The organism is Pseudomonas sp. ABa2, from assembly GCF_056676075.1.
Window position 1 is genome coordinate 4017946 of record NZ_CM155239.1, and the last position, 25622, is coordinate 4043567.

Sequence of the window (25622 nt, forward strand, 5' to 3'; positions counted from 1 at the left end):
TCGCCTCCGGGCTACGGTGCGCCCGGCGCAGCCTACGAGGCGCGCACCGTGCGGCTGCACTCAATCGCCCAGCGCCGCCAACTGGTCGGCCTGGTACTCGGCCAGCAGCGGCTCGATGATGGCGTCGACGCCGCCGGCGATCACTTCGCTCAGCGAATACAGGGTCAGGTTGATGCGGTGGTCGGTGACCCGGCCCTGCGGGAAGTTGTAGGTGCGGATGCGCTCGGAGCGGTCGCCCGAGCCCACCAGCAGCTTGCGCGTCTCGGAGATTTCCTTGTGCGCCGCGGCTTCCTGCTGGTCCTGCAGCTTGGCCGCCAGCCAGGCCATGGCCTTGGCGCGGTTCTTGTGCTGCGAACGCTCTTCCTGACATTCCACCACGGTGCCGGTGGGAATGTGGGTGATGCGGATCGCCGAGTCGGTGGTGTTGACGTGCTGGCCGCCGGCGCCGGATGAGCGGTAAGTGTCGACGCGCAGGTCGGCCGGGTTGATCTCGATGGCCGCCTGCTCGTCCGGCTCCGGCAGCACCGCCACGGTGCAGGCGGAGGTGTGGATGCGGCCCTGGGACTCGGTTTCCGGCACGCGCTGCACGCGGTGGGCGCCGGACTCGAACTTGAGCTTGGCGTAGACGTTGTCGCCCTCGACGCGGGCGATCACCTCCTTGAAGCCGCCGTGCTCGCCTTCGTTGCACGACAGCACCTCGACCCGCCAGCCCTGCTTCTCGGCGTAGCGCGAGTACATGCGGAACAAATCGCCGGAGAAGATCGCCGCCTCGTCGCCGCCGGTGCCGGCGCGCACCTCCAGGTAAACGTTGCGGCCGTCGTTGGGGTCTTTCGGCAGCAGCATGCGCTGCAGCTTGTCTTCCAGGGCGACCATGGCTTCCTTGGCCTGGGCCACTTCCTCTTCGGCCATCTCGCGCAGGTCCGGGTCGCTGTCCTTGAGCAGCGCCTGGGCGCTTTCGAGGTCGCCCTGCACCTTGCGCAGCTCGCGGAAGGTGGCGATCACCGGCTCGATCTCGGCGTATTCCTTGGAATAGGCGCGGAACTGGCTCTGCTTGGCGATCACCTCGGCGTCGCCGAGCAGCGCCGTCAGCTCCTCGAAGCGGTCGCTGAGGTTGTCCAGCTTGTTCAACAGTGAAGCTTTCATTGCAGACCTTTATCGGACGGCGCGCCCTCGTCGAGGGCGAAGAGTTCCTGGGCCAGACCGAGCGCATCGAGGCGCCCTTCGGCGGTGAGTTTCTTCATGCGCACACTGGGCGCGTGCAGCAGCTTGTTGGTCAGGCCGCGGGCCAGTTGCGCCATCACCTCTTCGGCACTGGCACCATTGGCCAGCAGGCGCTGGGCCTTGGCCAGCTCCTCGTCGCGCAGACGCTCGGCCTGCTGGCGGTAGGCCTTGAGCACGTCCACCGCGGCCAGCTCGCGCAGGCGCTGCATGAACTCCTCGGTGCCGGCGGCGATCAGCTCCTCGGCGGCCTGCGCCGCGCCCTGGCGGCTCTTGAGGTTTTCCTCGATGACCTCGTGCAGGTCGTCGACGGTATAGAGGTAGACGTCGTCCAGCTCGCCGACCTGCGACTCGATATCGCGCGGCACGGCGATGTCGACCATGAAGATCGGCTTGTGCTTGCGTTTTTTCAGCGCGCTTTCCACCGCGCCCTTGCCGAGGATCGGCAGCTGGCTGGCGGTGGAGCTGATGACGATATCGCTGTGCGCCAGCACCGCGGGGATGTCCGACAGCAGCACCGCATGGGCCCCGAACTGCTCGGCCAGCTGGCTGGCGCGCTCCAGGGTGCGGTTGGCGACGACGATACGCTTGATGCCCTGATCGTGCAGGTGGCGCGCCACCAGGCTGATGGTCTCGCCGGCGCCGATCAGTAGCGCCTGGCTGCGGTGCAGGTCGGCGAAGATCTGCTTGGCCAGGCTCACCGCGGCGAAGGCCACCGACACCGGGTTCTCGCCGATGGCGGTGTCGGTGCGCACGGTCTTGGCGGTGCTGAAGGTGGCCTGGAACAGCCGGCCGAGCAACGGGCCGACGGTGCCGGCCTCGCGCGCCACGGCATAGGCGGACTTGAGCTGGCCGAGAATCTGCGGCTCGCCGAGCACCATCGAGTCCAGCCCGCAGGCCACGCGCATCATATGGCGCACCGCGTCGTTGTCGCTGTGCACGTAGGCGCAGGCGCGCAGCTCGTCGGGGCTCAGGCGGTGATAGTCGGCCAGCCACTGCAGCACCTCGTCGATGCTCAGCTGATCCTGCTCCAGGTACAGCTCGCTGCGGTTGCAGGTGGAGAGGATCGCCGCCTCGCGACTGGGGGTCAGCCGGCACAGCTGCTGCAAGGCCTCGACCAGTTGCTCCGGGGTGAAGGCAACGCGCTCGCGCACCTCTACCGAGGCGGTCTTGTGGTTGATACCGAGGGCGATAAAGGCCATGCAGGGTCGCTGAGGGGCAGTACGGAAGGCGGCGATTGTCCTACTTCGATCCGGCGAGAACAACTACCGCGACCTATTGTCCCAATAGACAGTTCGCCGCGGCGTCCGCTGCCAGTGGGCTTGCCCCATGGCTTGTGTCATGATGCCGCGAACGTCGCAGGGCGCCAGCCGCCCGGAAATAACGCACGACAAGGCCCTATGAACAGACCCCTCGCGTTGCTCACCGCACTCGCCTTGCTCGGCGGTTGCCAAACCTTCGCCCCCAGCGAGCCGGACGGCACCCCGCCGGTGCAGGAAGCCGACCAGAAGACCCAGCTGGAGCCGAGCGAATACGGCTCGTTCAGCCAGGAAACCCTGTTCGCCCTGCTCACCGCCGAGCTGGCCGGGCAGCGCAACCGCTTCGACATCGCCCTCGGCAACTACGTGCAGCAGGCCAATGCCACCGGCGACGCCGGCGTCGCCGAGCGCGCCTTCCGCATCGCCGAATACCTCGGCGCCGAACAGGCGGCGCTGGACAGCGCGCTGATCTGGGCCGAGAACGCCCCCGGCAATATCGACGCGCAGCGCGCCGCCGCCGTGCAACTGGCGCGCGCCGGCCGCTACGACGAGTCCATGACCTTTATGGAAGGGGTGCTGCAGCGCCAGGGCGACACCCATTTCGACTTCCTCGCCCTGTCCGCCGCGGAAACCGACCCGGACACCCGCGCCGGCCTGCTGCAGGGCTTCGACCGCCTGCAGAGCAAGTACCCGGACAACAGCCAGCTGCTGTTCGGCAAGGCCATCCTGCTGCAACAGGACGGCCGCGCCGAGGAAGCCCTGGCTCTGCTGGAAAGCCAGCCGAGCAGCCAGACCGAAGTCTCCCCGCTGCTGCTGCGCGCGCGCCTGCTGCAGAGCCTGAAACGCGGCGACGAGGCCCTGCCGCTGCTGGAGAAGGGCATTCGCCAGCACCCGGACGACAAGCGCCTGCGCCTGACCTACGCGCGCCTGCTGGTGGAACAGGATCGCCTCGACGAGGCCAAGGGCGAGTTCTCCACCCTGGTCCAGGAAAATCCCAACGACGACGACCTGCGCTTCTCCCTGGCCCTGGTGTGCCTGGAGGCCGAGGCCTGGGAAGAGGCCATCGTCTACCTGGAAGAACTGGTGGAGCGGCGCAGCCATGTCGACGCCGCCCACTACAACCTCGGCCGCGCCTACGAGGCCCTGGAGGACGCCGACAGCGCCCTGCAGGAATACGGCCTGGTCGGCCCGAGCAACGACTACCTGCCGGCCCAGCAGCGCCAGGCGGAACTGCTGTTCGCCCAGCAGCGCGGCGCGGAAGCCAGCGCCCGCCTGGCCCAGGCCCGCGAGGCGCAGCCCGACTACGCCATCCAGCTGTACCTGATCGAAGCCGAGGCGCTGAGCAACCGCAGCCAGGTCGAACCGGCCTGGGCCGTGATCCAGCAAGGCCTGGAGCAGTTCCCCAACGACCTGAACCTGCTCTATACCCGCGCCATGCTGGCGGAGAAGCGCGACGACCTCGGCCAGCTGGAAAGCGACCTGCGCTTCATCCTCGAACGCGAGCCGGATCACGCCATGGCCCTCAACGCCCTCGGCTACACCCTGGCCGACCGCACCACGCGCTATGAAGAAGCACGCGAGCTGATCGAGAAGGCCCACCAGCTCAGCCCGGACGACCCGGCCATCCTCGACAGCCTGGGCTGGGTCAACTACCGCCAGGGCAGGCTCGACGAGGCCGAACGTCTGCTGCGCCTGGCCCTGGAGAAATTCCCCGACCACGAAGTCGCCGCCCACCTCGGCGAAGTGCTCTGGGCCCAGGGCAAACAGCGCGAAGCCCGGCGCATCTGGCGCGACGCGCTGGCCGAAACCCCCGACAGCTCCATCCTGCGCGGCACCCTGCTGCGCCTGACCGGTTCCGAGACGCTCTGATGTTCCTGCGCCACCTCCTCGTTTTCAGCCTGATCGCCCTGCTCGCCGGTTGCGCCGGCCTTACCTCGCGCGAAGCGCTGGAAGGCCAGGGCGACCCCGCCCAGTGGCAAGCCCACAAACGGCAGATCACCCAGCTCGACGGCTGGCAGATCAGCGGCAAGATCGGTATTCGCGCCCCGCGCGATTCCGGCAGCGCCACGCTGTTCTGGCTGCAGCGCCAGGACTACTACGACATCCGCCTGTCCGGCCCGCTCGGCGGCGGCGCCGCGCGCCTGACCGGCCGCCCCGGCGACATCCTGCTGGAAGTGGCCAACCGCGGCCGCTACCAGGCCGCCTCGCCGGAAGCCCTGCTACGCGAACAGCTGCGCCTCGACCTGCCGGTGTCCAACCTCTTGTGGTGGATTCGCGGCCTGCCCGCACCGGACAGCCGCAGCCGCCTGACCCTCGACGGCGACAGCCACCTGGCGCGCCTGGAGCAGGACGGCTGGCAGGTGGAATACCAGCGCTACGCCCAGCAGAACGGCTACGCCCTGCCCGAGCGCCTCAAGCTGTACGGCCAGGACCTGGAAGTGACCCTGGTGATCAAGGACTGGCAACCGCGTCTGCTGGGGCAGTAGTTTCCGTAGCCCGGATGAAATCCGGGGAATGACGACGTAATCGCACCTAGGGTGGAAAACCGCGAAGCGTTTTCCACCGCAGCCGGTGGATAGAAAAGCGTCATCCACCCTACAAGCTAAAAGCCGTAGCCCGCCCTCTCCCGCCCCCACAATTCGCCAACTTGCACCTATGACCGCCACGCCCATTCCCGCCCACGCCGAACTCATCCTGCCCGCCCCGGCCAAGCTCAACCTGATGCTGCATATCCTCGGCCGCCGCGCCGACGGCTATCACGAGCTGCAGACCCTGTTCCAGTTTCTCGACCACGGCGACGAGCTCGGCTTCAGCGTGCGCCAGGACGGCGAAATCCGCCTGCACACGCCCATCGACGGCGTGCCGCACGACAGCAACCTGATCGTGCGCGCCGCCAGGCGCCTGCAGCAGGCCTCCGGCACCGCGCTCGGCGCCGATATCTGGCTGGACAAGCGCCTGCCCATGGGCGGCGGCATCGGCGGCGGCAGTTCGGACGCCGCCACCACCCTGCTCGGTCTCGACCACCTGTGGCACACCGGGCTCGGCGAAGACCGCCTGGCCGAGCTGGGGCTGGCCCTGGGCGCCGACGTACCGGTGTTCGTGCGCGGCCGCGCGGCCTTCGCCGAGGGCGTCGGCGAGCGCCTCACGCCGGTCGAACTGGACGAGCCCTGGTTCCTCGTCGCCGTGCCGCAAGTCTTTGTCAGCACAGCAGAAGTTTTCGGCGCGCCCGAGTTGACACGGGATACGCCGCCCATTAAAGTTCGCAGCCTTCTTGCGGGGGGTGGTCGAAACGACTGCCAGCCGGTGGTCGAGAAGCGTTACCCAGAGGTTCGTAACGCTTTGATCTTGTTGAACAAATTTGTTTCAGCTAGATTGACCGGCACTGGAGCTTGCGTATTTGGGAGCTTCCCAAAGCGGGACGATGCTGATAAAGTCGCCCGCCAACTTCCAGGCACTCTGCCGAGCTTTGTCGCTCAAGGTCGCAACATCTCGATGCTGCACCGCAGGCTCCAAGCATTGGCCAAGAAGTGAATGCTGAGCATTCGGTTATACGATACAGGGGCGTCGCCAAGCGGTAAGGCAGCAGGTTTTGATCCTGCCATGCGTTGGTTCGAATCCAGCCGCCCCTGCCATAACCTCCCACGGGAGGCATCGCCAGCCGGATCACACAGCGTTCGACACAGAATATAGGGGCGTCGCCAAGCGGTAAGGCAGCAGGTTTTGATCCTGCCATGCGTTGGTTCGAATCCAGCCGCCCCTGCCATTTTCCATACCCATCCAGGTATACCCCAGCCGGCAGGTACTGCGCGTGTCCAAGATGATGGTCTTCACGGGGAACGCAAACCCCGATCTGGCGCGACGGATCGTTCGTCAGCTGCACATTCCCCTCGGCGATGCTTCGGTCGGCAAGTTTTCCGACGGCGAAGTCATGATCGAAATCAACGAGAACGTCCGCGGCAAGGACGTGTTCCTGATTCAGCCGACCTGTGCGCCCACCAACGACAACCTGATGGAACTGGTAGTGATGGCCGATGCCTTCCGCCGTTCCTCGGCGACCCGCATCACCGCGGTCATCCCCTACTTCGGTTACGCCCGCCAGGATCGCCGTCCGCGTTCCGCGCGCGTGGCGATCAGCGCCAAGGTAGTGGCCGACATGCTCACCGTGGTCGGCATCGACCGCGTGCTGACCGTCGACCTGCACGCCGACCAGATCCAGGGCTTCTTCGACATTCCGGTGGACAACATCTACGGTTCCCCGGTCCTGGTCGACGACATCGAAGACCAGCGCTTCGACAACCTGATGATCGTCTCCCCCGACATCGGCGGCGTGGTCCGCGCCCGCGCTGTGGCCAAGAGCCTGGGTGTCGACCTGGCGATCATCGACAAGCGTCGCGAGAAGGCCAACCAGTCCGAAGTGATGCACATCATCGGCGATGTCGAAGGTCGTACCTGCATCCTGGTCGACGACATGGTCGACACCGCCGGCACCCTCTGCCACGCCGCCAAGGCGCTGAAAGAGCGCGGCGCCGCCAAGGTCTACGCCTACTGCACCCACCCGGTGCTGTCCGGCCGCGCCATCGAGAACATCGAGAATTCCGTCCTGGACGAGCTGGTGGTCACCAACACCATCCCGCTGTCCGCTGCGGCACAGTCCTGCTCGCGCATTCGCCAGCTCGACATCGCCCCGGTCGTCGCCGAAGCGGTCCGCCGCATCAGCAACGAAGAATCGATCAGCGCCATGTTCCGCTAAGCGGAACAGGCCAGATCAACACTGCCCCGCCTCGTGCGGGGCTTTTTGCCCTACCGCCCAACGCTGGTCGCAAGCGTGCAGGCGGTTTGGTTATTTTGGAGAAATGCAATGACTGACTTTACCCTGAATGCCGAAGTGCGTTCCGACCTGGGGAAAGGTGCGAGCCGCCGCCTGCGTCGTAACGCCAACCTGGTTCCTGCCGTGATCTACGGTGGCGACAAGGCCCCGCAATCCATCAGCCTGCTGACCAACCAACTGGCCAAGCTGCTGGAAAACGAAGCCGCGTTCAGCCACGTACTGGCCCTGAACGTTGCCGGCACCACCGAAAACGTGGTGATCAAGGCCCTGCAGCGCCACCCGGCCAAAGGCTTCGTCCTGCACGCCGACTTCCAGCGTGTCGTCGCCGGCCAGAAGCTGAGCGCTCACGTACCCCTGCACTTCCTCAACGAAGCTACCTCCGTTGGCGTGAAGCAGCAGGGCGGCGAAGTCTCCCACACCATCAACGAAGTCGAAGTTTCCTGCCAGCCGCAAGACCTGCCGGAATTCCTCGAAGTCGACCTGGCTGCCGTAGAAGTCGGTCAGACCGTTCACCTGTCCGACCTCAAGCTGCCGAAAGGCGTCGAGCTGGTCGCACTGGCTCACGGTAACGACCTGGCCGTGGCCAACATCCACGCCAGCCGCGTGAAAGAAGAAGGCGCTGCCGAGTAATCGCAGCGCGGAACCCGCCCGGTAGGCGATCACGCCGGGCGATTTCCTCGAAAGGGCTCCTGTATGACTGCCGTACAACTGATCGTTGGCCTGGGTAACCCCGGCCCCGAATACGACCAGACCCGGCACAATGCAGGGGCCCTTTTCGTTGAGCGCGTGGCGGACAGCCAGCGCGTCAACCTCAGCGTCGATCGCAAGTATTTCGGCCTGGTGGGCAAGTTCAACCACCAGGGACGCGAAGTTCGTCTGCTCGTCCCCACCACCTACATGAACCGCAGCGGCCAGTCCGTGGCGGCCCTGGCCAATTTCTTCAAGATCAAGCCCGAAGAGATCCTGGTGGCCCACGACGAACTCGACATGCCGCCCGGCATCGCCAAGCTCAAGCAAGGCGGCGGCCACGGCGGACACAACGGCCTGCGCGACATCATCGCCCAGCTCGGCAACCAGAATAACTTCCATCGTCTGCGGCTCGGCATCGGCCACCCGGGGCACGCCAGCCTGGTTTCCGGCTACGTGCTCGGACGTGCCCCACGCAGCGAACAGGAACTGCTCGACCAAAGCATCGACTTCGCCTTGGACGTCCTGCCGGAAATACTCGCCGGCGACTGGACCGTGGCCATGCGCAAACTACATAGCCAGAAGGCCACCAAGTAACCACCTTTCCCTCGAGGGACACATCATGGGATTCAACTGCGGCATCGTCGGCCTGCCCAACGTCGGCAAGTCCACCCTGTTCAACGCCCTCACCAAATCCGGCATCGCCGCGGAAAACTTCCCCTTCTGCACCATCGAGCCGAACAGCGGCATCGTACCGATGCCCGATAGCCGCCTGGACGCCCTGGCCGAGATCGTCAAGCCGGAGAAAGTCATCCCCACCACCATGGAATTCGTCGACATCGCCGGCCTGGTAGCGGGCGCGTCGAAAGGTGAAGGCCTGGGCAACAAGTTCCTCGCCAATATCCGCGAGACCGACGCCATCGCCCACGTGGTGCGCTGCTTCGAAGACGAGAACGTCATCCACGTCGCCAACAGCGTCGACCCCAAGCGCGACATCGAGATCATCGACCTGGAACTGATCATGGCCGACCTCGACAGCTGCGAGAAGCAGCTGCAGCGCGTCGCCCGCACCGCCAAGGGCGGCGACAAGGAAGCCGTGGCGCAGAAGGCCCTGCTGGAAAAACTCATCCCCCACTTCACCGAAGGCAAGCCCGCGCGCAGCCTGCTGAAGGACCTGGGCGACGACGAGAAGCGCCTGGCCAAGACCTTCCACCTGCTCACCACCAAGCCGGTGATGTACATCGCCAACGTCGCCGAAGACGGCTTCGAGAACAACCCGCACCTCGACGTGGTCAACGCCATCGCCAAGGAAGAAGGCGCCATCGTCGTGCCGGTGTGCAACAAGATCGAGGCCGAGATCGCCGAACTGGACGATCTGGAAGAGATGCAGATGTTCCTCGAAACCATGGGCATGGAAGAGCCGGGCCTGAACCGCGTGATCCGCGCCGGTTACTCGCTGCTCAACCTGCAGACCTACTTCACCGCCGGGGTGAAGGAAGTACGCGCCTGGACCGTGCGCGTCGGCGCCACCGCCCCGCAGGCCGCCGCCGTGATCCACACCGACTTCGAGAAAGGCTTTATCCGCGCCGAAGTGGTCGCCTACGACGACTTCATCGCCTACAAGGGCGAAGCCGGCGCCAAGGAAGCCGGCAAATGGCGCCTGGAAGGCAAGGACTACATCGTCAAGGACGGCGACGTGATGCACTTCCGCTTCAACGTCTGAGCCTTGTCAGCGCATAAAGAAAACCCCGCTTCGGCGGGGTTTTCTTTGCCTATCGCCCACGATCCGTAAGAGCGAATTAATTCGCGATTCCTTCATGAATATCGCGGATAAATCCGCCCCTACAGGTGACAGCAAGCCTCTCACGCCCGGCCCTCCCCCACTGCAGGAGCCACGCCCCGCGGCGAAAGCGCCTATCGCCGACGACGCCATACTCCCACCGAGCGAGCCCCTCAGCCGCCCTCCTCATCCTTGACCTCAACCTAACTTGAGGTCCTAGGCTGGCCTCCATCCCTCCCAAGACCAAGGAGCCAGCCATGCAACAGATTCGAGACGACCTCTGGGAAACCGCCACCGAGCCCCCCATGCCGGGCCTGACCACCCATGCCTACCTGCTGACCCGCGAGGCCGGCAACCTGCTGTTCTACAACACCAGCCTGCAGCAGGAGATAGAACGGATGGGCGAGCTGGGCGGCGTCGCCTACCAATTGCTCAGCCACCGCGACGAACTGGGCGACTCGCTGCTGCAGATCCGCCAGCGCTTCGGCACCCGGCTGGGCGGCCACCGCCGGGAGCAGGCGGAATTCGCCCGCTTCGTCACACCAGACATCCTGTTCGACGACCGCGAAACGCTGCTCGGCAATATCGACGTGATCCCCACCCCCGGGCACAGCCCCGGCAGCACCTGCTTTCTGGTGCATAGCCCGACCGGTCAGCGCTACCTGTTCACCGGCGACACCCTGTACCGCAGCGCGGACGGCAGCTGGAGAGCCGGCTTTATTCCCGGCCACAACAGCCCCGAAGACCGCCAGACCATGGCCACCAGCATCACCGGCCTGCGCGAACTGGAACCCGACCTGGTCATCGGCAGCGCCTTCGCCGGCAGCAACGGTTACCAGGAAATGGGCCAGGGGGAATGGCAGGCGCATGTGGATGACGCGCTGGAACGACTAATGCGTTGAAGGGGTAAATTAGCGTCATATGGCGCAATTTTTCGCGCCCAAACAAAAAGGGGTTAGCTTGCGCTAACCCCTTGAAATTTATGGTGGCTACACCGGGACTTGAACCTGGGACATCAGCATTATGAATCCGCTACGAACCGCCCCGCAGATCCAGAGAACCCCATAAAACGGGGCGTTCAGCCCTTCCCTGCCCTGGCTAGCCCAGTCCTTACCAGGAAAATTGACTCATGTAGTCACCTTTCTAGCGCTTACCAAGCATTATCCTCTTACCTACTTCATAGCATGCTGGGGGCATAGTTGTTCAACAGACACACCCATTGCTTCTATCTCATCAGCATGCTCGATCCAGTCACTGTCTAACGCGTTGTAAATCACTGCTCCAGAAACTACTGCGACTGCCAAGAATTTTCTATCGGATGGGTCCATAGAATTCGGGGGTAGCTCATCAAAACCGGTTTTTGCGTCCCCATTTGAAGTTACGTCAAACCTTCTCACTTCGCCTTCGACATATTGATTATCATTAACGTACTTAAAAAAAACATCCCCAACGCTAGGTTGACCACTATGATTTAGATACCTTGCATATTCATCCAATATCAAACCACTACTATCTATTGTTACTTTTCCCCTTTTTCCTACCAAGTCTTCAAGTAGTTCTACACATGCCAATTGACATTCAAGACACGCATGCGTATCTCGGCCATTAGCGGCGATAGCAACATTCGTATCGACAATGCTCATTATTTGGATGCCATTATCTTTCTTTTCAAAGCCGCCTTTCTCACCGCGGACACTTCGCCCATTTCATCCCCAAAGAAGTGTTCGGGCCAATTCTCAATCTCGCCATATTCATTTAATTGCAGCCTTGAAAGCTTAGATACACCTTTTTCTTGATCACAGAAAAACAGCGACACAGATTCGTTACTTACTTCGGCCTCTGCCACTCTACGCTGCAGCCTCCTAAGGATGTGCTCACTGTGACTTTCAATTATTACTTGCAGGCGTCGAGTTTCTGAAACCTTCAATATGAGGTCTGCAAATTTACTTTGAACAGCAGGATGTAAATGTATTTCAGGCTGCTCCATCAGAACCACGCTACCCTCTGGAACATAGTACAAAAGAACAATTGCTGGAAGCACCTGCGAAACACCAAACCCCACATCTGTCAACAGCGCCGGCGCGCTATACTGATCCTTCTTAACATATGCTCTATAGATATTAGACCCTTCCCCAATCTCTGATATTGAGAACTCGCTAATCAAGCCTAATTCCTTGAGCCAATATGCAATCATTTCTTGAAATGATTTATAGTGCGTCCTGCCACCTAAGTTCCTTTTCTCCTTACGAAGAGTAGCCGAGAGAATTGCGGCCACTGTTTGCTCACCTTTGCGCCCCACATCTAAAGGACTTGCTCCAGACCACGCATAGTCGCGCTTTGGAGGCTCTCTCAAAGGCCCAAGATAGAACACCTTATCCATCAAACTTTCGTACTCTGTCTCAAATACGCTTAGAAAATCTGAGTTCTGGAAATAAGTCTTAGCCTGGTCAGGAAACAAGTGCGTTTTAATTGGCCCCGGTAGCGCCCACGCCCTAGCCTTAACCCTTTTAAATCTAAACTTACAACTCTCATCATCTGATTCGGCCAACAAATCATACTCAGTTACAGCCTTTTTCTTTGGAGTCATAAAAAAACTATATTCACCAAAGTCATACTGAAGATGATTACATGCAATTTGCTTCTTTTGATACCTTACAGCGCTCCAGATACTCAGGCTACTACCTGAAGCCAATACATCTGTTCTTTTCCCTGAAGCATCATTTATCGTTATCTTCTTAGGTAAATCCCACACCACATTCCAGGAAATTTCCTTATCGACATTATGCTTATGCACAACATCTTGGAAACCGCCCAAACTCACATAATCATCTGAGCTTCCAAAGTCTAAAACCAACCCCCTATCGGTTGCATTTTTTGTTTGCTTTAGCAAAAGCAAAAACTGAATAATCGTACTTTTCCCTGAGCTATTCGGACCAAAAATCCCGGTCACCGAGCTAAAAGATATATCCAGTTTTGTCCATGACTTGAAATTATCAACATTGAGCCTGCTAAGCATTGCCTACACCTCAATAAAACTTTTATAAATCAATTTAATTTCTGAAAGCACTTTACTTTCAACAATTTTATATCCGACTCACCGTTAACAATGTGCATCTTCCGATGGCAGTTAGGGCAAAGTGCAACGGTGTTCTCCACCGTGTCCGCCCCGCCATTCGCTAACCACTCGATATGGTGTGTTTCCAGATAAGGGCGACCGTCCTTCCGCTTAAATGGTGCCGGCTCTCCGCATAGCTCACAATGGCCTTTGGCTCGACGCCTAGCATTCTCGGCGACCCATGCCGAGCGCTGATGCTGAATGGCGCTAACGGTACGCATGCCTACCTTTGTCTGCCCCTGTTGCTTGGCCAGCTTCTCAACTTCGGTATCGCTTAGGTAGCGAGCTTGTTTCTCTTTAACTTGGTCCAGCGCTTTCAACGTGGTCTCAGGTATCTCAGGCAAGCTGCCTGCCTTCAACCGCAACGGGAACACCCATACCAGCCGGTTGTTACCTTCCGCATCTAGCTGCTGTTCTTGATAGGGCTCACCGGCCAGAACAACCTCACCGATGTAGGTGTATACGCGCTTGGTGAAAACCTCGAACAGGTGGACCGCTACGCCGTTGGTGGGCGATTTGTTCAGCGTCCTGTTCTGATTGAACTCCAACGACTGGGGACCAACCTGCCCCATTCCGGTGTAATGCAGCACGTCATTTATCCAACGATCGTCATACACCGACTCCACATGGTTCGAGACGATAACCAGCGTATTGGTACGTTTGGACCGGCGCATGCCGCCTTGTCCACTGCAAAGAAACGTCGCTGTGAGCTCGCTGTTATTGAGCGTTGCGCCAGGTGCTGGCGGCGTAAAGCTAGCCATACGTGCCAATGATCTCTTCGGCAATCGGGATATCTGCGGGGGCTAATTCGTAGCCGAGCAAGTCATTAGGTAGGACCCACTCTGCCAGATCGTGGACCTGTAGCTTGAGAGCGGTAGAGCGCAGGGAGACCAGCACCGCGATTAACTCGATGGTGCCGCCCGGGTACGTGTATAGGGATGTGGTGAGGACCTCACCGGCATCAGACTCGACGCTGAGCTCTTCACGCAACTCACGAACAATACAGGTTTGTGGGGTTTCGTCAGCTTCGAGCTTACCGCCCGGAAACTCCCACATGCCTGCTAACTTCTCGCCAGGGGCTCGGCGAGTGATAAGAATCTTCCCGTCCAGATAAATGACCGCGGCGGCCACTTGGCGTCCCATACCTCTACTCCTTGCCGCTGTTCCTTCGGGCGTACCAGCGCCTAGCTACTTCCTGTGTGATCGCTATCCCGCGGATGGATTGGCCAAGTTTCGGTTGGCTTCGTCGAATTCTGGGCTGGTCTGCCCTATCTCTGGCGCAATCTCACCGCTGACCATCCACCAGCGATAGCTCGGATACAAAGCGCCCAGTGCTTCGATCTCGTCCGTACTGATCCGCACATCCTTGTTGTAGAGCACCGTTCTCCATCGATTCGAGCCAATCGGCGTCTCTCTCACGAGCCGATCCATGCCAGCCATAGAGGCAACCGTTCTAACGCGCTCGTTTATCGTGCCCATTTCGTATAATGATTTTGATCAAATAGTTTGAATTTTGAGAAAGCAATTCATATGCTTTGTTCAAATATTTTGACTCAAGTATCTGAGTCGAACGTTTGGACGAGTATAGGGCAAAAGCTATGGAACAGTCTGGTGTAGTGGGGCTTTCGATTTCGGGAGACGCCCAACGCGTAACGGATTTCCGCGACGCACCGTTCTGCACGAAGTACGTGCTGGCTCAGCTCCTGGGCATGGAGCAAATCAGCGAAGACGTGGTGCGTGGCTGGATCGAAAGCTACACCGTGCCGACCGTGAAAATCGGCCGTCACCGCGTCATCAACCTGCACCGCATCCGCCGCGACCTCGACCGAGGCAAAACCATCTTCTGCGCGGGGGATTACATCGATGACTAGTCGATTCGGTGTCATGGACTACCAAAACTTCCTCTGGCGCCTTCTCGGTGCACTCACTGAGGTTCGTCTCTCCAATGACCCGTGTGGCACAGACGGTGACTCGCTGACGGAAGCGTCCTCGCTGATCAATCGCGGGCTGACTGAAGGCTACATTTCTGCACCTGAGTTTCTTCGGCTAAATCGTCTTCTTCGAAGTGCGGCGCGGTACTCCTCGAACCTGAGCTTTCCTGATGCTCGCAACGCAGGCCCATATATGCCGACTTCGGTGTGGTTCAAGCGTCACAATGCTGAAGCTGGGGCTATTGTCGTAAAGCTCGGTGCGCGGGACTCCGCCAATGAAAGGCTTGAGCCAGTACCTGCGCCAACCACACGCCGAGAACTGCGACTGCTCTGTCTGCTGGTCCCGACGCGCGATGGCTCGACCCGCGCCCTACCCGTCCACACCATGCAGCCATTGCCGCCCCGTGCACGTCTCCAGGGACTTATTGACCGGACGCTGGCACGTGAGGCCGGCTTTCATCTGCGCGAAACACAAGCCACCGCGCCGACCGCCATCGTTCTGGAGCGTTGCCTATCAAAGCTCCACCTCCGTACCAACGGACGAGTTTCCGTTCTAGGGGTGAACGCATGACCGTCTCTTTCCACCTCGGCCGCTATCTGGTCGCCCTGCTCTGGCACTGGATCACCCCGTTCCTGTTCGGCGCCATCGCCGCCACGCTCGTGACCCTGGTCGGCCTACAGGAAAGCGTCCAGGCCATCGGCAACGCCTTCGAAACCGCCATCGCCAACGTGGCCAAGCAATGCACCCCCAGCGATCCGGCCAACGCCACCGGTGCCGAACCGGTCAAGGGCCGCGCTCCCGGCTCGTCGGATCACGCTTCACCGATCCGGCGAACGGAAGCACGGGCAGAGCGAACCCTTGAACGCCCGCCCGACCAAACAGCCTCCGCACGGGTGCTGGGGAAGCGCTTCACCTCCCCAGCGCCCGAGCCCTCGGCGGCAAGAGTGGGATGACAAGGGCAAAGCCCTTGGTGTTAACCGAGTAACCCGCTGCACCAGCGACAACAACTGAACCTCGGCAAGTCGAGAAAACCACCCCGGACAAAATGCGAAGTTTGTCCGCGTGGACTCGCTCGGCCTGCTGAAAGGCAAACCCGCGCACTAACGCGCAACTAAGCGAGGAAACACAACATGGCACGCACCACTATGGAACTGGCATTCATCAGCGCCGAGCGCGTGAAGTTCGACAACGTTGATCTGGTCAAGCTGTACCTGGGCGACGAACCGGACGGCGAAAAAGACCTCGGCGTTTCCCTGCTCTCGATGCAGGTATCCGAAAGCGCCCTGGACGAAGTGTGGGCCGCCTGCAAAGGCCTCGATGTGCTGGAGACCGTCCGCGTCACCGTAGAAATCGACCGAGGCTCCAAGAACGCCGGCAAGTTCATCGTCCTGCACGTCGAGCCGGTGAAGGCTGCCCAAGCTGCCAAGCCTGCCGCCCCGCAAGCCGCCCAACAACAAGCCAAACCGACCGGCGCCCAGCCGGAACCGGCCAAGGCCTGACCCGAGGGCGCCGCCGTGCTGATCCTCGACCGCGTGCTGTGTGACGAATGCCTGGCCTACATCGGCCAGCTTCACCACCAGCCGGCCGCCTCTGACGAGTACGTCGAGGATCAGCGCTGCGCCCCGCATTACGCCGTCTGCCCGGACTGCCAACCCAGCCTGGAGCACGACGCATGACTTACGCGCTGACCTGCGACGGCAACGTCTCGATTGACCCGAGCGGCGCGCCCCTGTGTTCCGGGGGCTGGGTGTTGATCCAGCTCCCTGAACAGTTCGACCCCGCGCAACTGGACCCGCTGGTTCTGGCCCAGGTGTTCGGCGTCGGCTTCACCCTCGTAACCACCGTGCTCTTGATCGGGATTGGCTGCAAGGCCGTCCTCGACTTCCTCAGACACGGCTAACCCCTACTGGAGAGCATCACCATGCAAAAACTCAAGCGCGTTACCCGTGACCTGGCCCTGGCCATTCCCTTCGGCATCGCGGCGGTTTCCGCCCATGCCGCCTGGGACTACAGCGCCGTTACCAACGATATCGACTTCGCCACCATCGCCACCGGCGTCCTGGCTATCGCCGGCCTGCTGGCGGTGGTGTACGCCGGTATCAAGGGGGCTCGCATCGTCCTCGGCTTCCTCCGCGGTTAACCCCTCCACCCACCCAGGCCGGCCCAGCGCCGGCCTTTCTCATTGCGAGGTCAGCATGCAAGCGCTGTGGGAATTCGCCTTCTTCTGCATCGGTTGCGCCTGCGCCTACGCGATCTTTTCGAGGTGGTGAGGTCGCCCATGCGCCAGGTTCTCCGTTTCACACTCTGCGCGGCTCTGCTGGCCTTCTCGACGGTCTCCAGCGCTGCCACCACGATTACCTACTACTACGGCCAGCAAGGTGACTGGATCACCTCGCGGCAGAAGAATCCCGATGCAGCCTGTATGGCGATTCTTTCCGAAGCTCCCGAGGTTGCTAAGTACAAGCATGTGGCGGCTCTCCAGGGCAGTAGTGGTGCTTCCTGCATTGGTGACCTGCCCACTGGCACCCGTGGTCAATACGGTCGTTGGGTTAAAACCACTGCCATCTGTGAACACGGCTCCGCCGACGGCCTCAACTGCGACCTGCCGCCCGAGCCGCAAGACTGCTCCAACCTGTCTCCCGGCATCTTCAAATCCCCCAGCGGCCCGGTCATCAACTCGGGCGGCCGTAACTACGTGGCCACCGGCTTTCCGGGCGGCTCGACCGTCTGCTTTGGTGGCTGCAGCTATGCCATCGCCAGCACCGCCTCCAGCTGCTACTTCGACCCCGGTTCGACCAACAGCGGCTATTGCAACTACGTTGGCAACGGCAACGGCGATACCTGCACGGCGCCCGATGCGGCCCTCGGTGCCCCCGGCGATGCGCTGAACCCACCGGACACCCCCGACACCCCGCCTTCCGATCCCAACGACCCCGGCTGCCCGCCGGGTTACAGCTGGTCGGGCACCACCTGCGTCAAGACCCCCGATGACGGCGGCGAGCCTGGCGACGGCAATGGGGATGGCGACGGCGGCGACACAGGCGGCACCCCAGGCGACGGCGATGGTTCCGGGGGTGGCGGCAACAACGGCGGCAGCGATGGCGACGGCTCGGGCAGTGGCGACGGTGACGGCTCGGGCGATGGCGACGGCAGCGGCAGCGGCGGCAACGGCTCAGGCGGTAGCGGCGATGGCGACGGTGAGGGCGACGAAGGCGAAGGCTCCGGCCCTGGCTTCTGCGAAGGCGATGCGCCCTGCGAGTTCATCGAACCGACCTACTTCGGGGGCGCCGACAAGGTGCCGGGCTTCGATGAATCGCTGAGCTACGTCTACGACGGCATTCTCAACTCCCCCATCGGCAACGCCGTGACCAGCATCGCCTTTCCCTCCGGTTCCGGCACCTGCCCCAGCGGCAGCGTCGAGCTGTTCGGCAAGACCATCACCTTCGATGGCCATTGCTCCCTGTGGGGCGAAATCTCCGGAATCTTCACCGCGCTCATGCTGGCCGTCTGGTGCCTGCTGGCCGTGCGCATTGTCCTGTCCTCATGAGGTGCTGCCATGCTTGAAAAACTGGGTCGTTTTATCGATTGGGTGTGGGCGTTTCCGGGCAAGCTGCTGCAATGGCTGCAAGACGCCTTCGACTCCATCATCGGATTTATCGAGACCTTTCCGCAGTGGGTCTTCAACGGCCTGTGCCAGGGCGTGGTCAAGTTCTTCGAAGCCATCCCGGTGCCGCAGTTCTTCCATCAGGCCGGCGACGCCATGCAGTCGATTCCGCCCGAGGTGCTGTACTTCGCCGCCATGTTCCGCCTCGACTTCGGCGTCTCCGTGGTGCTGCTGGCGTTCCTGATCCGCTTCGTGATCCGCCGCATTCCGATCATCGGGTGACCCATGGCCATCGATGCATATACCGGGATGCCCGGACACGGCAAAAGCTACGGGGTCGTCGAACACGTCATCATCCCCAGCCTGAAACAAGGCCGCCACGTGGTGACCAACATCCCGCTGGAAATCGACGCCTTGCTCGCCGAGTTCGGCGGCACCATCGACCAGCTGCCAGCCGACTGGTACGAGCGCCGCGACCTGGCCGACCTGGCGCCCAACGGCTGCGTCCTGGTGCTCGACGAACTCTGGCGCCGCTGGCCCAAGGGCCAGAAAACCAACCTCGCCCCGCTCGAAGACAAGGCCCTGCTGGCCGAGCACCGCCACCGCGTCGACGACAAGGGCCAGTCGATGCGGGTCATTCTGGTGACCCAGGATCTGGAGCAAATCGCCAGCTGGGTCTGCCTGCTGGTGGAAACCACCTACCGCATCGTCAAGAAGTCCAAGAAGTTCTACCGGGTGGACATCTACCGCGGGGCCGCAAAGGGCCAGCGCCCACCGAAAAGCGCGCTGCTGCGGCAAGCGGCGGGCACCTTCAAGCCCACCGTCTGGTGCTACTACAAATCCGCCACCCAGTCGGCCACAGGCGAAGTGGGCGACGAATCCAAGGCCGATGGCCGCGCCTCGCTGCTGCGTTCCTGGGGGCTGTGGGGCTTGCTGCTGATCATGGTCGTATGCGGCACCTTCGGCGTCTACGGCGTGCGCGCGTTCTTCGGCGGCGAAGTCATCAAGCCAACACCGACCACGGCAACCACAGCCCCGCCCACCGAGCCCGCGCCGGCCTCCAAGATCAATCGGGCGGCGGCGGTCGTGTACAACACCCAGCCAGCCGGCCCCGTCATGTCCACCACCTGGCGCGTTGGCGGCTACGTCATGTCGCCCACCGGCAGCTGGCAACCGACGCCCCCACCCGAGCCGCCCCCAACCCAGGGCACCTACTGGCAGAACACCGGCAGCGCCCAGCCCGTGAGCAAGACCGCTCGCGTCGTCCTCGTCTCCAACGGTGGCGGGACACGCATCGTGCCCATCAGCGAATGCCGCTTCTTCCCAGGGCAACTGGATATGTACTGCGACCTCGATGGCGAACGTGTCACCCCCTGGACTGGCCGTGGCGCGGTTACCAGCGTGATCGACCCGGTGCCGTCCGTGAATCCGGCGCGCCGCGAACCTGACACCGGCGCCGGTCAGCGTAGCGCAACAGGCGCCGGTGCCAGCGCGGCGCAGCCGGCTCGCTGACGTCCCTGTAACACGTCAGATAAACCCATGTGTGAAACCACGTTAAACCAGAGTGATACACAGAATGAGTAAGGCAAAGGACTACTACCGCATTGATATCGAAACCGGGAAAGAAGACCCAAGAAGTCGCCTTTTCTGCGACCCGCGAGCCGGGGGATTTGTAGACCTATCTGGCGTCCGTCTTCTCAACTGCACCGTCGATACCGTCCGCCAGTTGTACCGTGGCCTGATCCGCCCGGAAATCATGTGTCTGTTCGACAAGCCCGGCACCATCGTCGACTTCGCCGGCCAGCGCTGGCATTCGGGTCGCGTTGGTAAGGACTCGGGCTATCAGTACAAGCTGCAGAATGCCGACCTCGGCATCATCCTGTTGGTGAAGAACTTCAACGCCAAGCTGGAAAACATCGGCCCCCACCTGAAAATCGAGGTCTCGCCGCACGCCATCGACGCCTTCTCGCCGGAGCGTCTGCAAGAACGCCTCGACTACTACGCCAGCCATGTGCTTACCCACGTCGAGCGCAACCAGTGCGCCGTCCACCTCGCGCTAGACCTGCAGGGCTGGACACCGCCCGCCGATCTGGTCGCCCGCATGCACTGCCGTGCCCGCTCGGCCCGTGACATATCTGGCATCAAGGAAATCACCTGGGAAACCAAAAGCAGCGTCTACGGACGGGGCGAGACCTACATGTTTGGCTCGGCCGGTGGCGTTCAACTGGCGATCTACAACAAGACCGAACAGGCCCGAGCGGCCGACAAGCTCGACTACTGGGAAGGCGTATGGCGTCGCCGTGACAGCTTCGACGAAGGTGACCCTGACAACTACAACCCGGCCCAGGACGTGTGGCGTGTCGAGCTGCGTTATCACCACTCGATCATCCAACAATTCGCCTCGGGCTCGTTCGACCTGCACAGCGGCCAGACCATCGAAACCGACAGCTATGCCGCCTTTGCACCCCACCTCGACGGCCTTTGGCGCTATGGCCTGCGCCAGTTCAAGCTACTGGCCCGCCCTGGCTATTTCGAGCCCATCTGGACGCTCATCCGTGACGATGTGCGCGTCGACCTGCCAGTGGATTCCCTGGTGGATGACACCGAGTACAAGCGGCAATACAAGACCTCGCGGGGCTTCTCGGGCAAGAACGTCGAGCTATTCCTGGGAAACTTCGTCAGCCTGCTGGCACGGGAGCGAGTGGGCGCTAGACGGGCATTTCACCGGCTCAAGGATTGGGAATGCTGGCCGGTGATCCGCGACCACTATGCCGCCAAGGGCATGGACGAAGACGGCCTGTACAAGCACATCAAGGGCATCCTTGAGGAACGGCATGTTCGCTGGGGGCGTGCTGTATGACGGCCAGGAAAGACGGCAATACGTGGACCGCTGACTTCTACGAGAACGGTCGCTCGGGTCGCCGCATACGCAAAAAGGGCTTCAAAACCAAAGCTGCAGCCCAGCGCTATGAATCTGAGTTCTTCGCCAGCCTGACCAGAACCGGCCGGCCGCTCGATGATCGCCTGTCCGATCTGGTGACGCTCTGGTACGACCTGCACGGCTGCTCGCTCAAGGACGCCAAGCATCGTCTATCGCGCACACTGGCCACTGTCGAGCGCCTCGGCAATCCGCTGGCTACCAGCTTCGATGCACTCGCCTGGGCACGCTACCGCCAGTCCCGCCTGAAAGACGTTACCCCGCACACCGTCAACCATGAACAGCGCTACCTGTCGGCTGTGTTCTCCGAACTGATCCGCCTGGGTGCCTGGGTCGGCATCAACCCATTGGCCAAGGTTCGCCAGATCAAGACCGATCAGACCGAGCTGACGTTTCTGACCCTGCAACAGGTCGAACAACTGCTGGAAGAGTGCAAGCGCTCGACCAACAACCACACCTATCCGGTTGCGCTGATCTGCTTGGCCACCGGCGCCAGATGGGATGAGGCGGAATCCCTGCAAAGAGGTGCGTTGTTCGGCGGCAAAGCTCACTTTCACCGCACGAAAAACCGCCAGTCCCGCTCAGTGCCGATCCCCAAAGAGGTCGAAGATATTGCGTTAAAGGTGGGGATGCCGGGGAACGGTCGGCTGTTCATGCCCTGCCGGTCGGCTTTTCGATCCGCTTACCTGCGTTGCGGCTTCCATACACCGGGCCAGATGACCCACATCCTCCGGCACACCTTCGCCAGCCATTACATGATGGGCGGTGGTGACATCCTGGGCCTTCAACGCATCCTCGGGCACTCGTCCATCACCATGACCATGCGCTATGCCCACCTGTCACCGGATCATCTGGAGTCGGCGCTTAGGCTATCTCCCCTCGCTCAAGCTCGCTGCTTTCCGGACAAGTAATGGCCTTTCAATATCAAGGGTTTACGTGCGACGATGGAAGCCCATCTAGCTAAGCGAGGCCTTATGTTCGACATCAAGCAGGATCAAGCCAAGGACGTGATTGACTGGCTGAAAGTTCAAATCACCATTTCGTCAGCAGCCGTTGCGGCTCTACTTTTCAACGCCAAGGGGCAGGATGCAACCACAAGCCTGAAGCTTAGCGCCGCATTCTTCCTGATCGCTCTGATCGCTTTTATCGCGTCGATCACTGGGCTAATTGAGCACCGTGATTCGCCCACGCCTCGCCTACGCCGCCTAGTGGCCATCCCGATCATGGTTGGGTTTTCGTGCTTCCTAGCCGGTTTTGGTGCAATGGTTTGGGATCTGTTTTGATCCTTCTCGCTCAAGCATGATCCATTGACTAGTATCCGCTACAAACCCACCGTGCATGGATGCTGACCGCATGAACAAACTCATTCTCGCCCTTATCGCCACTCTGCCGATGGTCTGCTCTGCAGAAATCTACAAATGGACGGACGAGAATGGGCGCGTTCATTTCGGTGACAAACCAAAGGAAAAGGACAAAGCCGAACTGCTCTCGATCAAAGTCAATTCCTACGAGAGCGTCAGCTATGAAGCAATCGCCCCAGTCCAGGGCTCCGAGTCGAAGCGCGTTGTCATGTATTCCGCTGTCTGGTGCGGCTACTGCAAACAGGCCCGCCAGTACTTCCAGCAAAACGGCATCAGCTTCGTCGAATACGATATCGAGAAAGACCAGCGCGCCCGCAAAGCCTACGACTCAATCGGCGGCAATGGCGTGCCGGTCATCTTGGTCGGCGACAAGAGAATGAATGGCTTCAGCGTGGCGGGATTCCAGGGCATCTATCAGTGAGGCCTGCCGCTGTGTGCATGTAACCTGCATGCAGGTATGCTATCAATGATTGCACTGAATCCAAGGGAGGTAGCCATGGCCGCCATCACTATTCGAAACCTCGACGACGACTTGAAAGCTCAGCTGCGCATCGTTGCTGCGAGCCATGGCCGTTCCATGGAAGAAGAAGCCCGAGTCATCATTCGGCAGGCGCTCTCACGTCAAGGAAAACGTGGCGGGTTAGGTAGCCGCATTCACTCGCGTTTTGCCGCCGTGGGCGGGGTAGACCTTGAGTTGCCAGAGCGCCAAGACAAAGCCCGAGCGGCGAGCTTTGATGAATGATCCTGCTTGATACCAACGTGCTGTCGGAGCTCATGCGCGCCAAGCCTGCGCCCCAGGTTCTGGAGTGGATTGACGCTCAGCCTGCAGGTGACTTGGTGATCAGTGCTATCACCGTTGCGGAGATTCTTTACGGAATTGCCAGGATGCCAGACGGCAAGCGTAAGCAAGGGCTGCTCGATGTGGCCTCGGTCATGTTCGATGAAGACTTCGCGGGCAACATCCTGCCCTTCGATGCTGACGCTGCCGTCCACTATGCGGAGATAGCAGCCGAAACCGAGGCTAAAGGGCGGGTGGTTGATATGGCCGATGCGCAGATCGCTGCAATTGGTCGGCTACATGATGCCGTGATCGCAACTCGCAATATTCGCCATTTCGAAACGCTGGGAGTTGCCCTGGTCGATCCTTGGAGCGCCTAGTTAGGCTGATCGACTGTAGGCAAGCCGTAGTCACTTTGTAGTCACGGCCCCAAAACAAAAAGGGGCTAGCTTGCGCTAACCCCTTGAAATTTATGGTGGCTACACCGGGACTTGAACCTGGGACATCAGCATTATGAATGCTGCGCTCTAACCGACTGAGCTATGTAGCCAACGTGGCGCGCATTTTCCGCGTCTCGGTGGCGACTGTCAACCCTGAACCCTAGATAAATTTACGCTTTATCAAGCGGTTAGCCGGGCTGCATACGGCGGCCGGGAGCAGGCTTGCGCCAGCCGGCGGCGAACGCCCGACAGGCGAACCGGGCTCAGGCGCAATCCCTCTCGCAAGCGCTCAATAGCCCCCGCCACCGCCCGTGGGGCTGCGCGGTTTTTCCTGCTTCTGTTGCGACATCTCGCCGCCATCGCCGCGTGGGTGGTGGTCGTGACAGGATGAGCCGCTGAGGGCGATCAGCACGGCGAGGGCGAACAGGGGGAGCATCGGTCTGAACATGGCGGGGTCTCCTCTGCGGTTATCCCCCAAGGCGGTTAGACAGATGAGCCGGGTAAATATCGTGCGTGCGGTGCGGCGGGGAGACGAGCGGCGCACGCCGGCAAGCCGGCTCCTGCGCCCCGCAGCGGTTCGCTCAGGCCTTGCCCGGGCGGGTGGCCAGCAGCAGGCCGGCGAAGATCAGCGTGGCGCCGGCCCAGTGGTAGGGCTGCAGGCCTTCGTCCAGCAGCAGCCAGCCGAGCAGCGCGGTGAAGACCGGCATCAGGTAGTTGGACAGCGCCGCCTTGGCCGCGCCGATGACCTTGACCCCGTGGTTCCAGGCCAGGTAGGCCAGCAGCGAGGCGAACACCGCGGTGTAGGCGATGGCGGCGAGGTTGCTCGGGGTGCTGGCGAAGTGCGCGCCCTGGCTCAGTTCGTACAGATAGAACGGCAGGATCAGCGGCACGCCGAGCAGGATCAGCACGCCGAGCAATGCCAGCGGCGGGATGGCGTGCAGGTAGCCGGACCAGCGCCGCAGCAGCAGGGAGTACAGCGCCCAATCGGCCACGGCGAGCAGCATGATCAGGTCGCCGCGGTTGAACGACAGGCTGGCCAGGCGGTTCCACTGGCCCTGGGCGATCAGCACCAGCAGGCCGATGGCGGCCAGGGCCATGCCCCACCAGGCGCGCCGCGCCGGCCATTCGCCGAGCAGCAGGCCGGCGCCGATAAAGGTCATCAGCGGCAGGCAGGTGTTGACCAGGGTGATGTTGATCGCCGCGGTGGTCTGCGCCGCGCTGTACAGCAGCGAGTTGTAGCCGGCGATGCCGAGGCCGGCAACCAGCAGCAGGCGCCAGCCGGCGGCCTTGAGTTGCTGGCGGTGGCGCCACAGCGGCAGCGCGACGAAGGGCAGCAGCAGCGCCAGGGCCAGGCTCCAGCGCCAGAACGACAGGGCGAAGGGCGGGATCTCGCCGGCGAAGGCGCGCGCCACCAGGGCGTTGCCGGACCAGCAGAGCACGGCCAGCAGCAGGCCGAACAGGGCCAGCGGACGGGAAGGGTTGAGCGAACTCATTGGGCTTGGCGCAGCGAGCAGTCGGCGAAATTTACGGCCCGCGAGGCGCGGCCAGGGCATGGGTTGTGCTGAGCCAGCATGGCGTCGCTTCCGGATCGGGCGGCCTTGCACCATACGGAGGCAGTGGGGGCTTGGCAAGGTTGCGGGGCAGGCGCCGGGGCGTCGAGCCTCGGTGCGCACGGCGCACCC

General features: G+C 61.7%; 33 protein-coding genes and 3 tRNA genes. 26 read left to right on the forward strand and 10 right to left on the reverse strand.

Annotated features, from left to right (window positions below; genetic code table 11):
* Positions 1 to 60: 60 nt before the first annotated feature.
* Both prfA and hemA read right to left on the reverse strand, forming a co-directional pair.
* On the reverse strand, positions 61 to 1143 hold the full coding sequence (prfA, locus tag AC1G9C_RS19605) for a peptide chain release factor 1 (RefSeq protein WP_480408545.1): 1083 nt from the start codon (positions 1141 to 1143) through the stop codon (positions 61 to 63).
* Positions 1140 to 2420, reverse strand: coding sequence for a glutamyl-tRNA reductase (hemA, locus tag AC1G9C_RS19610; protein ID WP_480408546.1), 1281 nt, complete (start codon positions 2418 to 2420; stop codon positions 1140 to 1142). The genes prfA and hemA overlap by 4 nt, the downstream gene beginning before the upstream one ends.
* A 198-nt stretch (positions 2421 to 2618) precedes the next feature.
* Here hemA and AC1G9C_RS19615 point away from each other — a divergent pair, with 198 nt between their 5' ends.
* The 10 genes from AC1G9C_RS19615 (at position 2619) to AC1G9C_RS19660 (ending at position 10674) form a co-directional block, all read left to right on the forward strand.
* Positions 2619 to 4346: a tetratricopeptide repeat protein gene (locus AC1G9C_RS19615; RefSeq protein ID WP_457789223.1), complete on the forward strand. Its 1728-nt coding sequence runs from the start codon at positions 2619 to 2621 to the stop codon at positions 4344 to 4346.
* Entirely contained in the window at positions 4346 to 4963 is a 618-nt protein-coding gene (gene lolB, locus AC1G9C_RS19620; protein WP_021446123.1) for a lipoprotein insertase outer membrane protein LolB, read from the forward strand. Before AC1G9C_RS19615 ends, lolB begins: the two co-directional genes overlap by 1 nt.
* A gap of 169 nt (positions 4964 to 5132) precedes the next feature.
* Positions 5133 to 6008, forward strand: coding sequence for a 4-(cytidine 5'-diphospho)-2-C-methyl-D-erythritol kinase (gene ispE / locus AC1G9C_RS19625; RefSeq protein WP_457789221.1), 876 nt, complete (start codon positions 5133 to 5135; stop codon positions 6006 to 6008).
* Between the two features lie 26 nt (positions 6009 to 6034).
* Positions 6035 to 6109: transfer RNA gene (locus AC1G9C_RS19630), tRNA-Gln, on the forward strand.
* A gap of 56 nt (positions 6110 to 6165) precedes the next feature.
* A tRNA-Gln gene (locus AC1G9C_RS19635) sits at positions 6166 to 6240 on the forward strand.
* Between the two features lie 45 nt (positions 6241 to 6285).
* Positions 6286 to 7227, forward strand: a complete 942-nt coding sequence (locus tag AC1G9C_RS19640; RefSeq protein ID WP_003244667.1) for a ribose-phosphate pyrophosphokinase — start codon at positions 6286 to 6288, stop codon at positions 7225 to 7227.
* A gap of 108 nt (positions 7228 to 7335) precedes the next feature.
* Complete coding sequence (locus tag AC1G9C_RS19645; RefSeq protein WP_021446125.1) at positions 7336 to 7935, forward strand: 50S ribosomal protein L25/general stress protein Ctc; 600 nt, start codon at positions 7336 to 7338, stop codon at positions 7933 to 7935.
* Positions 7936 to 7998: 63 nt separating this feature from the next.
* Positions 7999 to 8589: an aminoacyl-tRNA hydrolase gene (gene pth, locus AC1G9C_RS19650; RefSeq protein ID WP_480408547.1), complete on the forward strand. Its 591-nt coding sequence runs from the start codon at positions 7999 to 8001 to the stop codon at positions 8587 to 8589.
* Positions 8590 to 8614: 25 nt separating this feature from the next.
* On the forward strand, positions 8615 to 9715 hold the full coding sequence (gene ychF / locus AC1G9C_RS19655) for a redox-regulated ATPase YchF (RefSeq protein ID WP_021446127.1): 1101 nt from the start codon (positions 8615 to 8617) through the stop codon (positions 9713 to 9715).
* 314 nt (positions 9716 to 10029) lie between these two features.
* The gene (locus AC1G9C_RS19660; RefSeq protein ID WP_480408548.1) at positions 10030 to 10674 is read left to right on the forward strand and encodes an MBL fold metallo-hydrolase; all 645 of its coding nucleotides are present in this window, start codon (positions 10030 to 10032) and stop codon (positions 10672 to 10674) included.
* A gap of 270 nt (positions 10675 to 10944) precedes the next feature.
* On the opposite strand, the gene AC1G9C_RS19665 is transcribed toward AC1G9C_RS19660, so the two are convergent.
* From AC1G9C_RS19665 to AC1G9C_RS19685, 5 genes are all read right to left on the reverse strand, one after another.
* Entirely contained in the window at positions 10945 to 11415 is a 471-nt protein-coding gene (locus AC1G9C_RS19665) for a hypothetical protein (protein WP_480408549.1), read from the reverse strand.
* Positions 11415 to 12788 (reverse strand): DUF3696 domain-containing protein, encoded by a 1374-nt coding sequence (locus tag AC1G9C_RS19670; RefSeq protein WP_480408550.1) that lies wholly within the window; start codon positions 12786 to 12788, stop codon positions 11415 to 11417. Before AC1G9C_RS19670 ends, AC1G9C_RS19665 begins: the two co-directional genes overlap by 1 nt.
* A gap of 29 nt (positions 12789 to 12817) precedes the next feature.
* Positions 12818 to 13561, reverse strand: a complete 744-nt coding sequence (locus tag AC1G9C_RS19675) for an HNH endonuclease (RefSeq protein WP_480408551.1) — start codon at positions 13559 to 13561, stop codon at positions 12818 to 12820.
* A 79-nt stretch (positions 13562 to 13640) separates the two neighbouring features.
* Positions 13641 to 14030 (reverse strand): (deoxy)nucleoside triphosphate pyrophosphohydrolase, encoded by a 390-nt coding sequence (locus AC1G9C_RS19680; RefSeq protein ID WP_480408552.1) that lies wholly within the window; start codon positions 14028 to 14030, stop codon positions 13641 to 13643.
* Between the two features lie 63 nt (positions 14031 to 14093).
* Positions 14094 to 14267 (reverse strand): hypothetical protein, encoded by a 174-nt coding sequence (locus AC1G9C_RS19685; RefSeq protein WP_013714245.1) that lies wholly within the window; start codon positions 14265 to 14267, stop codon positions 14094 to 14096.
* Between the two features lie 218 nt (positions 14268 to 14485).
* Here AC1G9C_RS19685 and AC1G9C_RS19690 point away from each other — a divergent pair, with 218 nt between their 5' ends.
* The 16 genes from AC1G9C_RS19690 to AC1G9C_RS19765 all read left to right on the forward strand — a co-directional run bounded on the left by AC1G9C_RS19690 (position 14486) and on the right by AC1G9C_RS19765 (position 23880).
* Positions 14486 to 14758 carry a DNA-binding protein gene (locus AC1G9C_RS19690; RefSeq protein ID WP_480408553.1) on the forward strand — a complete coding sequence of 91 codons (273 nt, stop codon included), beginning with the start codon at positions 14486 to 14488 and terminating at the stop codon, positions 14756 to 14758.
* Between the two features lie 335 nt (positions 14759 to 15093).
* Positions 15094 to 15375, forward strand: coding sequence for a lysogeny maintenance protein PflM (gene pflM / locus AC1G9C_RS19695; protein ID WP_480408554.1), 282 nt, complete (start codon positions 15094 to 15096; stop codon positions 15373 to 15375).
* 10 nt (positions 15376 to 15385) lie between these two features.
* Positions 15386 to 15772 carry a hypothetical protein gene (locus AC1G9C_RS19700; protein WP_480408555.1) on the forward strand — a complete coding sequence of 129 codons (387 nt, stop codon included), beginning with the start codon at positions 15386 to 15388 and terminating at the stop codon, positions 15770 to 15772.
* 177 nt (positions 15773 to 15949) lie between these two features.
* The gene (locus AC1G9C_RS19705; protein WP_480408556.1) at positions 15950 to 16318 is read left to right on the forward strand and encodes a hypothetical protein; all 369 of its coding nucleotides are present in this window, start codon (positions 15950 to 15952) and stop codon (positions 16316 to 16318) included.
* Between the two features lie 15 nt (positions 16319 to 16333).
* On the forward strand, positions 16334 to 16495 hold the full coding sequence (locus AC1G9C_RS19710; protein WP_480408557.1) for a hypothetical protein: 162 nt from the start codon (positions 16334 to 16336) through the stop codon (positions 16493 to 16495).
* Entirely contained in the window at positions 16492 to 16719 is a 228-nt protein-coding gene (locus AC1G9C_RS19715) for a hypothetical protein (protein WP_480408558.1), read from the forward strand. Before AC1G9C_RS19710 ends, AC1G9C_RS19715 begins: the two co-directional genes overlap by 4 nt.
* A 21-nt stretch (positions 16720 to 16740) precedes the next feature.
* Positions 16741 to 16959 (forward strand): hypothetical protein, encoded by a 219-nt coding sequence (locus AC1G9C_RS19720; RefSeq protein ID WP_480408559.1) that lies wholly within the window; start codon positions 16741 to 16743, stop codon positions 16957 to 16959.
* A gap of 138 nt (positions 16960 to 17097) precedes the next feature.
* Positions 17098 to 18366 carry a methyltransferase gene (locus AC1G9C_RS19725; RefSeq protein ID WP_480408560.1) on the forward strand — a complete coding sequence of 423 codons (1269 nt, stop codon included), beginning with the start codon at positions 17098 to 17100 and terminating at the stop codon, positions 18364 to 18366.
* Between the two features lie 9 nt (positions 18367 to 18375).
* Complete coding sequence (locus AC1G9C_RS19730; RefSeq protein WP_480408561.1) at positions 18376 to 18705, forward strand: DUF2523 family protein; 330 nt, start codon at positions 18376 to 18378, stop codon at positions 18703 to 18705.
* A 3-nt stretch (positions 18706 to 18708) separates the two neighbouring features.
* Positions 18709 to 19935, forward strand: a complete 1227-nt coding sequence (locus AC1G9C_RS19735; RefSeq protein ID WP_480408562.1) for a zonular occludens toxin domain-containing protein — start codon at positions 18709 to 18711, stop codon at positions 19933 to 19935.
* Between the two features lie 64 nt (positions 19936 to 19999).
* A complete protein-coding gene (locus AC1G9C_RS19740; RefSeq protein ID WP_480408563.1) occupies positions 20000 to 21283 on the forward strand; it encodes a hypothetical protein in 1284 nt (427 codons plus the stop codon).
* A complete protein-coding gene (locus AC1G9C_RS19745) occupies positions 21280 to 22272 on the forward strand; it encodes a phage integrase (protein ID WP_480408564.1) in 993 nt (330 codons plus the stop codon). The genes AC1G9C_RS19740 and AC1G9C_RS19745 overlap by 4 nt, the downstream gene beginning before the upstream one ends.
* 63 nt (positions 22273 to 22335) lie before the next feature.
* Positions 22336 to 22644, forward strand: a complete 309-nt coding sequence (locus AC1G9C_RS19750; protein ID WP_480408565.1) for a hypothetical protein — start codon at positions 22336 to 22338, stop codon at positions 22642 to 22644.
* A gap of 70 nt (positions 22645 to 22714) precedes the next feature.
* Positions 22715 to 23143, forward strand: a complete 429-nt coding sequence (locus AC1G9C_RS19755) for a glutaredoxin domain-containing protein (protein ID WP_480408566.1) — start codon at positions 22715 to 22717, stop codon at positions 23141 to 23143.
* Between the two features lie 75 nt (positions 23144 to 23218).
* Positions 23219 to 23464, forward strand: a complete 246-nt coding sequence (locus AC1G9C_RS19760; RefSeq protein ID WP_480408567.1) for a FitA-like ribbon-helix-helix domain-containing protein — start codon at positions 23219 to 23221, stop codon at positions 23462 to 23464.
* Positions 23461 to 23880, forward strand: coding sequence for a PIN domain-containing protein (locus AC1G9C_RS19765; RefSeq protein WP_480408568.1), 420 nt, complete (start codon positions 23461 to 23463; stop codon positions 23878 to 23880). The genes AC1G9C_RS19760 and AC1G9C_RS19765 overlap by 4 nt, the downstream gene beginning before the upstream one ends.
* 93 nt (positions 23881 to 23973) lie before the next feature.
* Here the strand turns inward: AC1G9C_RS19765 and AC1G9C_RS19770 are convergent.
* The 3 genes from AC1G9C_RS19770 to AC1G9C_RS19780 form a co-directional block, all read right to left on the reverse strand.
* A tRNA-Met gene (locus AC1G9C_RS19770) sits at positions 23974 to 24050 on the reverse strand.
* Between the two features lie 179 nt (positions 24051 to 24229).
* Positions 24230 to 24388 carry a hypothetical protein gene (locus AC1G9C_RS19775; RefSeq protein ID WP_021446130.1) on the reverse strand — a complete coding sequence of 53 codons (159 nt, stop codon included), beginning with the start codon at positions 24386 to 24388 and terminating at the stop codon, positions 24230 to 24232.
* 133 nt (positions 24389 to 24521) lie between these two features.
* Positions 24522 to 25433 carry a DMT family transporter gene (locus tag AC1G9C_RS19780; RefSeq protein WP_480408569.1) on the reverse strand — a complete coding sequence of 304 codons (912 nt, stop codon included), beginning with the start codon at positions 25431 to 25433 and terminating at the stop codon, positions 24522 to 24524.
* Between the last annotated feature and the right edge of the window lie 189 nt (positions 25434 to 25622).

What these genes read in the sequence shown, in the direction of transcription:
- AC1G9C_RS19690 (WP_480408553.1), top strand. Translation starts at nt 14,486, where the DNA reads ATGGAACAGTCTGGTGTAGTGGGGCTTTCGATTTCGGGAGACGCCCAA.
- prfA (WP_480408545.1), bottom strand. Translation starts at nt 1,143, where the DNA reads ATGAAAGCTTCACTGTTGAACAAGCTGGACAACCTCAGCGACCGCTTC.
- hemA (WP_480408546.1), bottom strand. Translation starts at nt 2,420, where the DNA reads ATGGCCTTTATCGCCCTCGGTATCAACCACAAGACCGCCTCGGTAGAG.
- AC1G9C_RS19760 (WP_480408567.1), top strand. Translation starts at nt 23,219, where the DNA reads ATGGCCGCCATCACTATTCGAAACCTCGACGACGACTTGAAAGCTCAG.
- pth (WP_480408547.1), top strand. Translation starts at nt 7,999, where the DNA reads ATGACTGCCGTACAACTGATCGTTGGCCTGGGTAACCCCGGCCCCGAA.
- AC1G9C_RS19775 (WP_021446130.1), bottom strand. Translation starts at nt 24,388, where the DNA reads ATGTTCAGACCGATGCTCCCCCTGTTCGCCCTCGCCGTGCTGATCGCC.
- AC1G9C_RS19780 (WP_480408569.1), bottom strand. Translation starts at nt 25,433, where the DNA reads ATGAGTTCGCTCAACCCTTCCCGTCCGCTGGCCCTGTTCGGCCTGCTG.
- pflM (WP_480408554.1), top strand. Translation starts at nt 15,094, where the DNA reads ATGAAAGGCTTGAGCCAGTACCTGCGCCAACCACACGCCGAGAACTGC.
- lolB (WP_021446123.1), top strand. Translation starts at nt 4,346, where the DNA reads ATGTTCCTGCGCCACCTCCTCGTTTTCAGCCTGATCGCCCTGCTCGCC.
- AC1G9C_RS19750 (WP_480408565.1), top strand. Translation starts at nt 22,336, where the DNA reads ATGTTCGACATCAAGCAGGATCAAGCCAAGGACGTGATTGACTGGCTG.
- AC1G9C_RS19615 (WP_457789223.1), top strand. Translation starts at nt 2,619, where the DNA reads ATGAACAGACCCCTCGCGTTGCTCACCGCACTCGCCTTGCTCGGCGGT.
- ispE (WP_457789221.1), top strand. Translation starts at nt 5,133, where the DNA reads ATGACCGCCACGCCCATTCCCGCCCACGCCGAACTCATCCTGCCCGCC.
- ychF (WP_021446127.1), top strand. Translation starts at nt 8,615, where the DNA reads ATGGGATTCAACTGCGGCATCGTCGGCCTGCCCAACGTCGGCAAGTCC.
- AC1G9C_RS19660 (WP_480408548.1), top strand. Translation starts at nt 10,030, where the DNA reads ATGCAACAGATTCGAGACGACCTCTGGGAAACCGCCACCGAGCCCCCC.
- AC1G9C_RS19715 (WP_480408558.1), top strand. Translation starts at nt 16,492, where the DNA reads ATGACTTACGCGCTGACCTGCGACGGCAACGTCTCGATTGACCCGAGC.
- AC1G9C_RS19705 (WP_480408556.1), top strand. Translation starts at nt 15,950, where the DNA reads ATGGCACGCACCACTATGGAACTGGCATTCATCAGCGCCGAGCGCGTG.
- AC1G9C_RS19730 (WP_480408561.1), top strand. Translation starts at nt 18,376, where the DNA reads ATGCTTGAAAAACTGGGTCGTTTTATCGATTGGGTGTGGGCGTTTCCG.
- AC1G9C_RS19665 (WP_480408549.1), bottom strand. Translation starts at nt 11,415, where the DNA reads ATGAGCATTGTCGATACGAATGTTGCTATCGCCGCTAATGGCCGAGAT.
- AC1G9C_RS19740 (WP_480408563.1), top strand. Translation starts at nt 20,000, where the DNA reads ATGAGTAAGGCAAAGGACTACTACCGCATTGATATCGAAACCGGGAAA.
- AC1G9C_RS19755 (WP_480408566.1), top strand. Translation starts at nt 22,715, where the DNA reads ATGAACAAACTCATTCTCGCCCTTATCGCCACTCTGCCGATGGTCTGC.
- AC1G9C_RS19670 (WP_480408550.1), bottom strand. Translation starts at nt 12,788, where the DNA reads ATGCTTAGCAGGCTCAATGTTGATAATTTCAAGTCATGGACAAAACTG.
- AC1G9C_RS19680 (WP_480408552.1), bottom strand. Translation starts at nt 14,030, where the DNA reads ATGGGACGCCAAGTGGCCGCCGCGGTCATTTATCTGGACGGGAAGATT.
- AC1G9C_RS19765 (WP_480408568.1), top strand. Translation starts at nt 23,461, where the DNA reads ATGATCCTGCTTGATACCAACGTGCTGTCGGAGCTCATGCGCGCCAAG.
- AC1G9C_RS19700 (WP_480408555.1), top strand. Translation starts at nt 15,386, where the DNA reads ATGACCGTCTCTTTCCACCTCGGCCGCTATCTGGTCGCCCTGCTCTGG.
- AC1G9C_RS19645 (WP_021446125.1), top strand. Translation starts at nt 7,336, where the DNA reads ATGACTGACTTTACCCTGAATGCCGAAGTGCGTTCCGACCTGGGGAAA.
- AC1G9C_RS19675 (WP_480408551.1), bottom strand. Translation starts at nt 13,561, where the DNA reads ATGCGCCGGTCCAAACGTACCAATACGCTGGTTATCGTCTCGAACCAT.
- AC1G9C_RS19720 (WP_480408559.1), top strand. Translation starts at nt 16,741, where the DNA reads ATGCAAAAACTCAAGCGCGTTACCCGTGACCTGGCCCTGGCCATTCCC.
- AC1G9C_RS19735 (WP_480408562.1), top strand. Translation starts at nt 18,709, where the DNA reads ATGGCCATCGATGCATATACCGGGATGCCCGGACACGGCAAAAGCTAC.
- AC1G9C_RS19745 (WP_480408564.1), top strand. Translation starts at nt 21,280, where the DNA reads ATGACGGCCAGGAAAGACGGCAATACGTGGACCGCTGACTTCTACGAG.
- AC1G9C_RS19725 (WP_480408560.1), top strand. Translation starts at nt 17,098, where the DNA reads ATGCGCCAGGTTCTCCGTTTCACACTCTGCGCGGCTCTGCTGGCCTTC.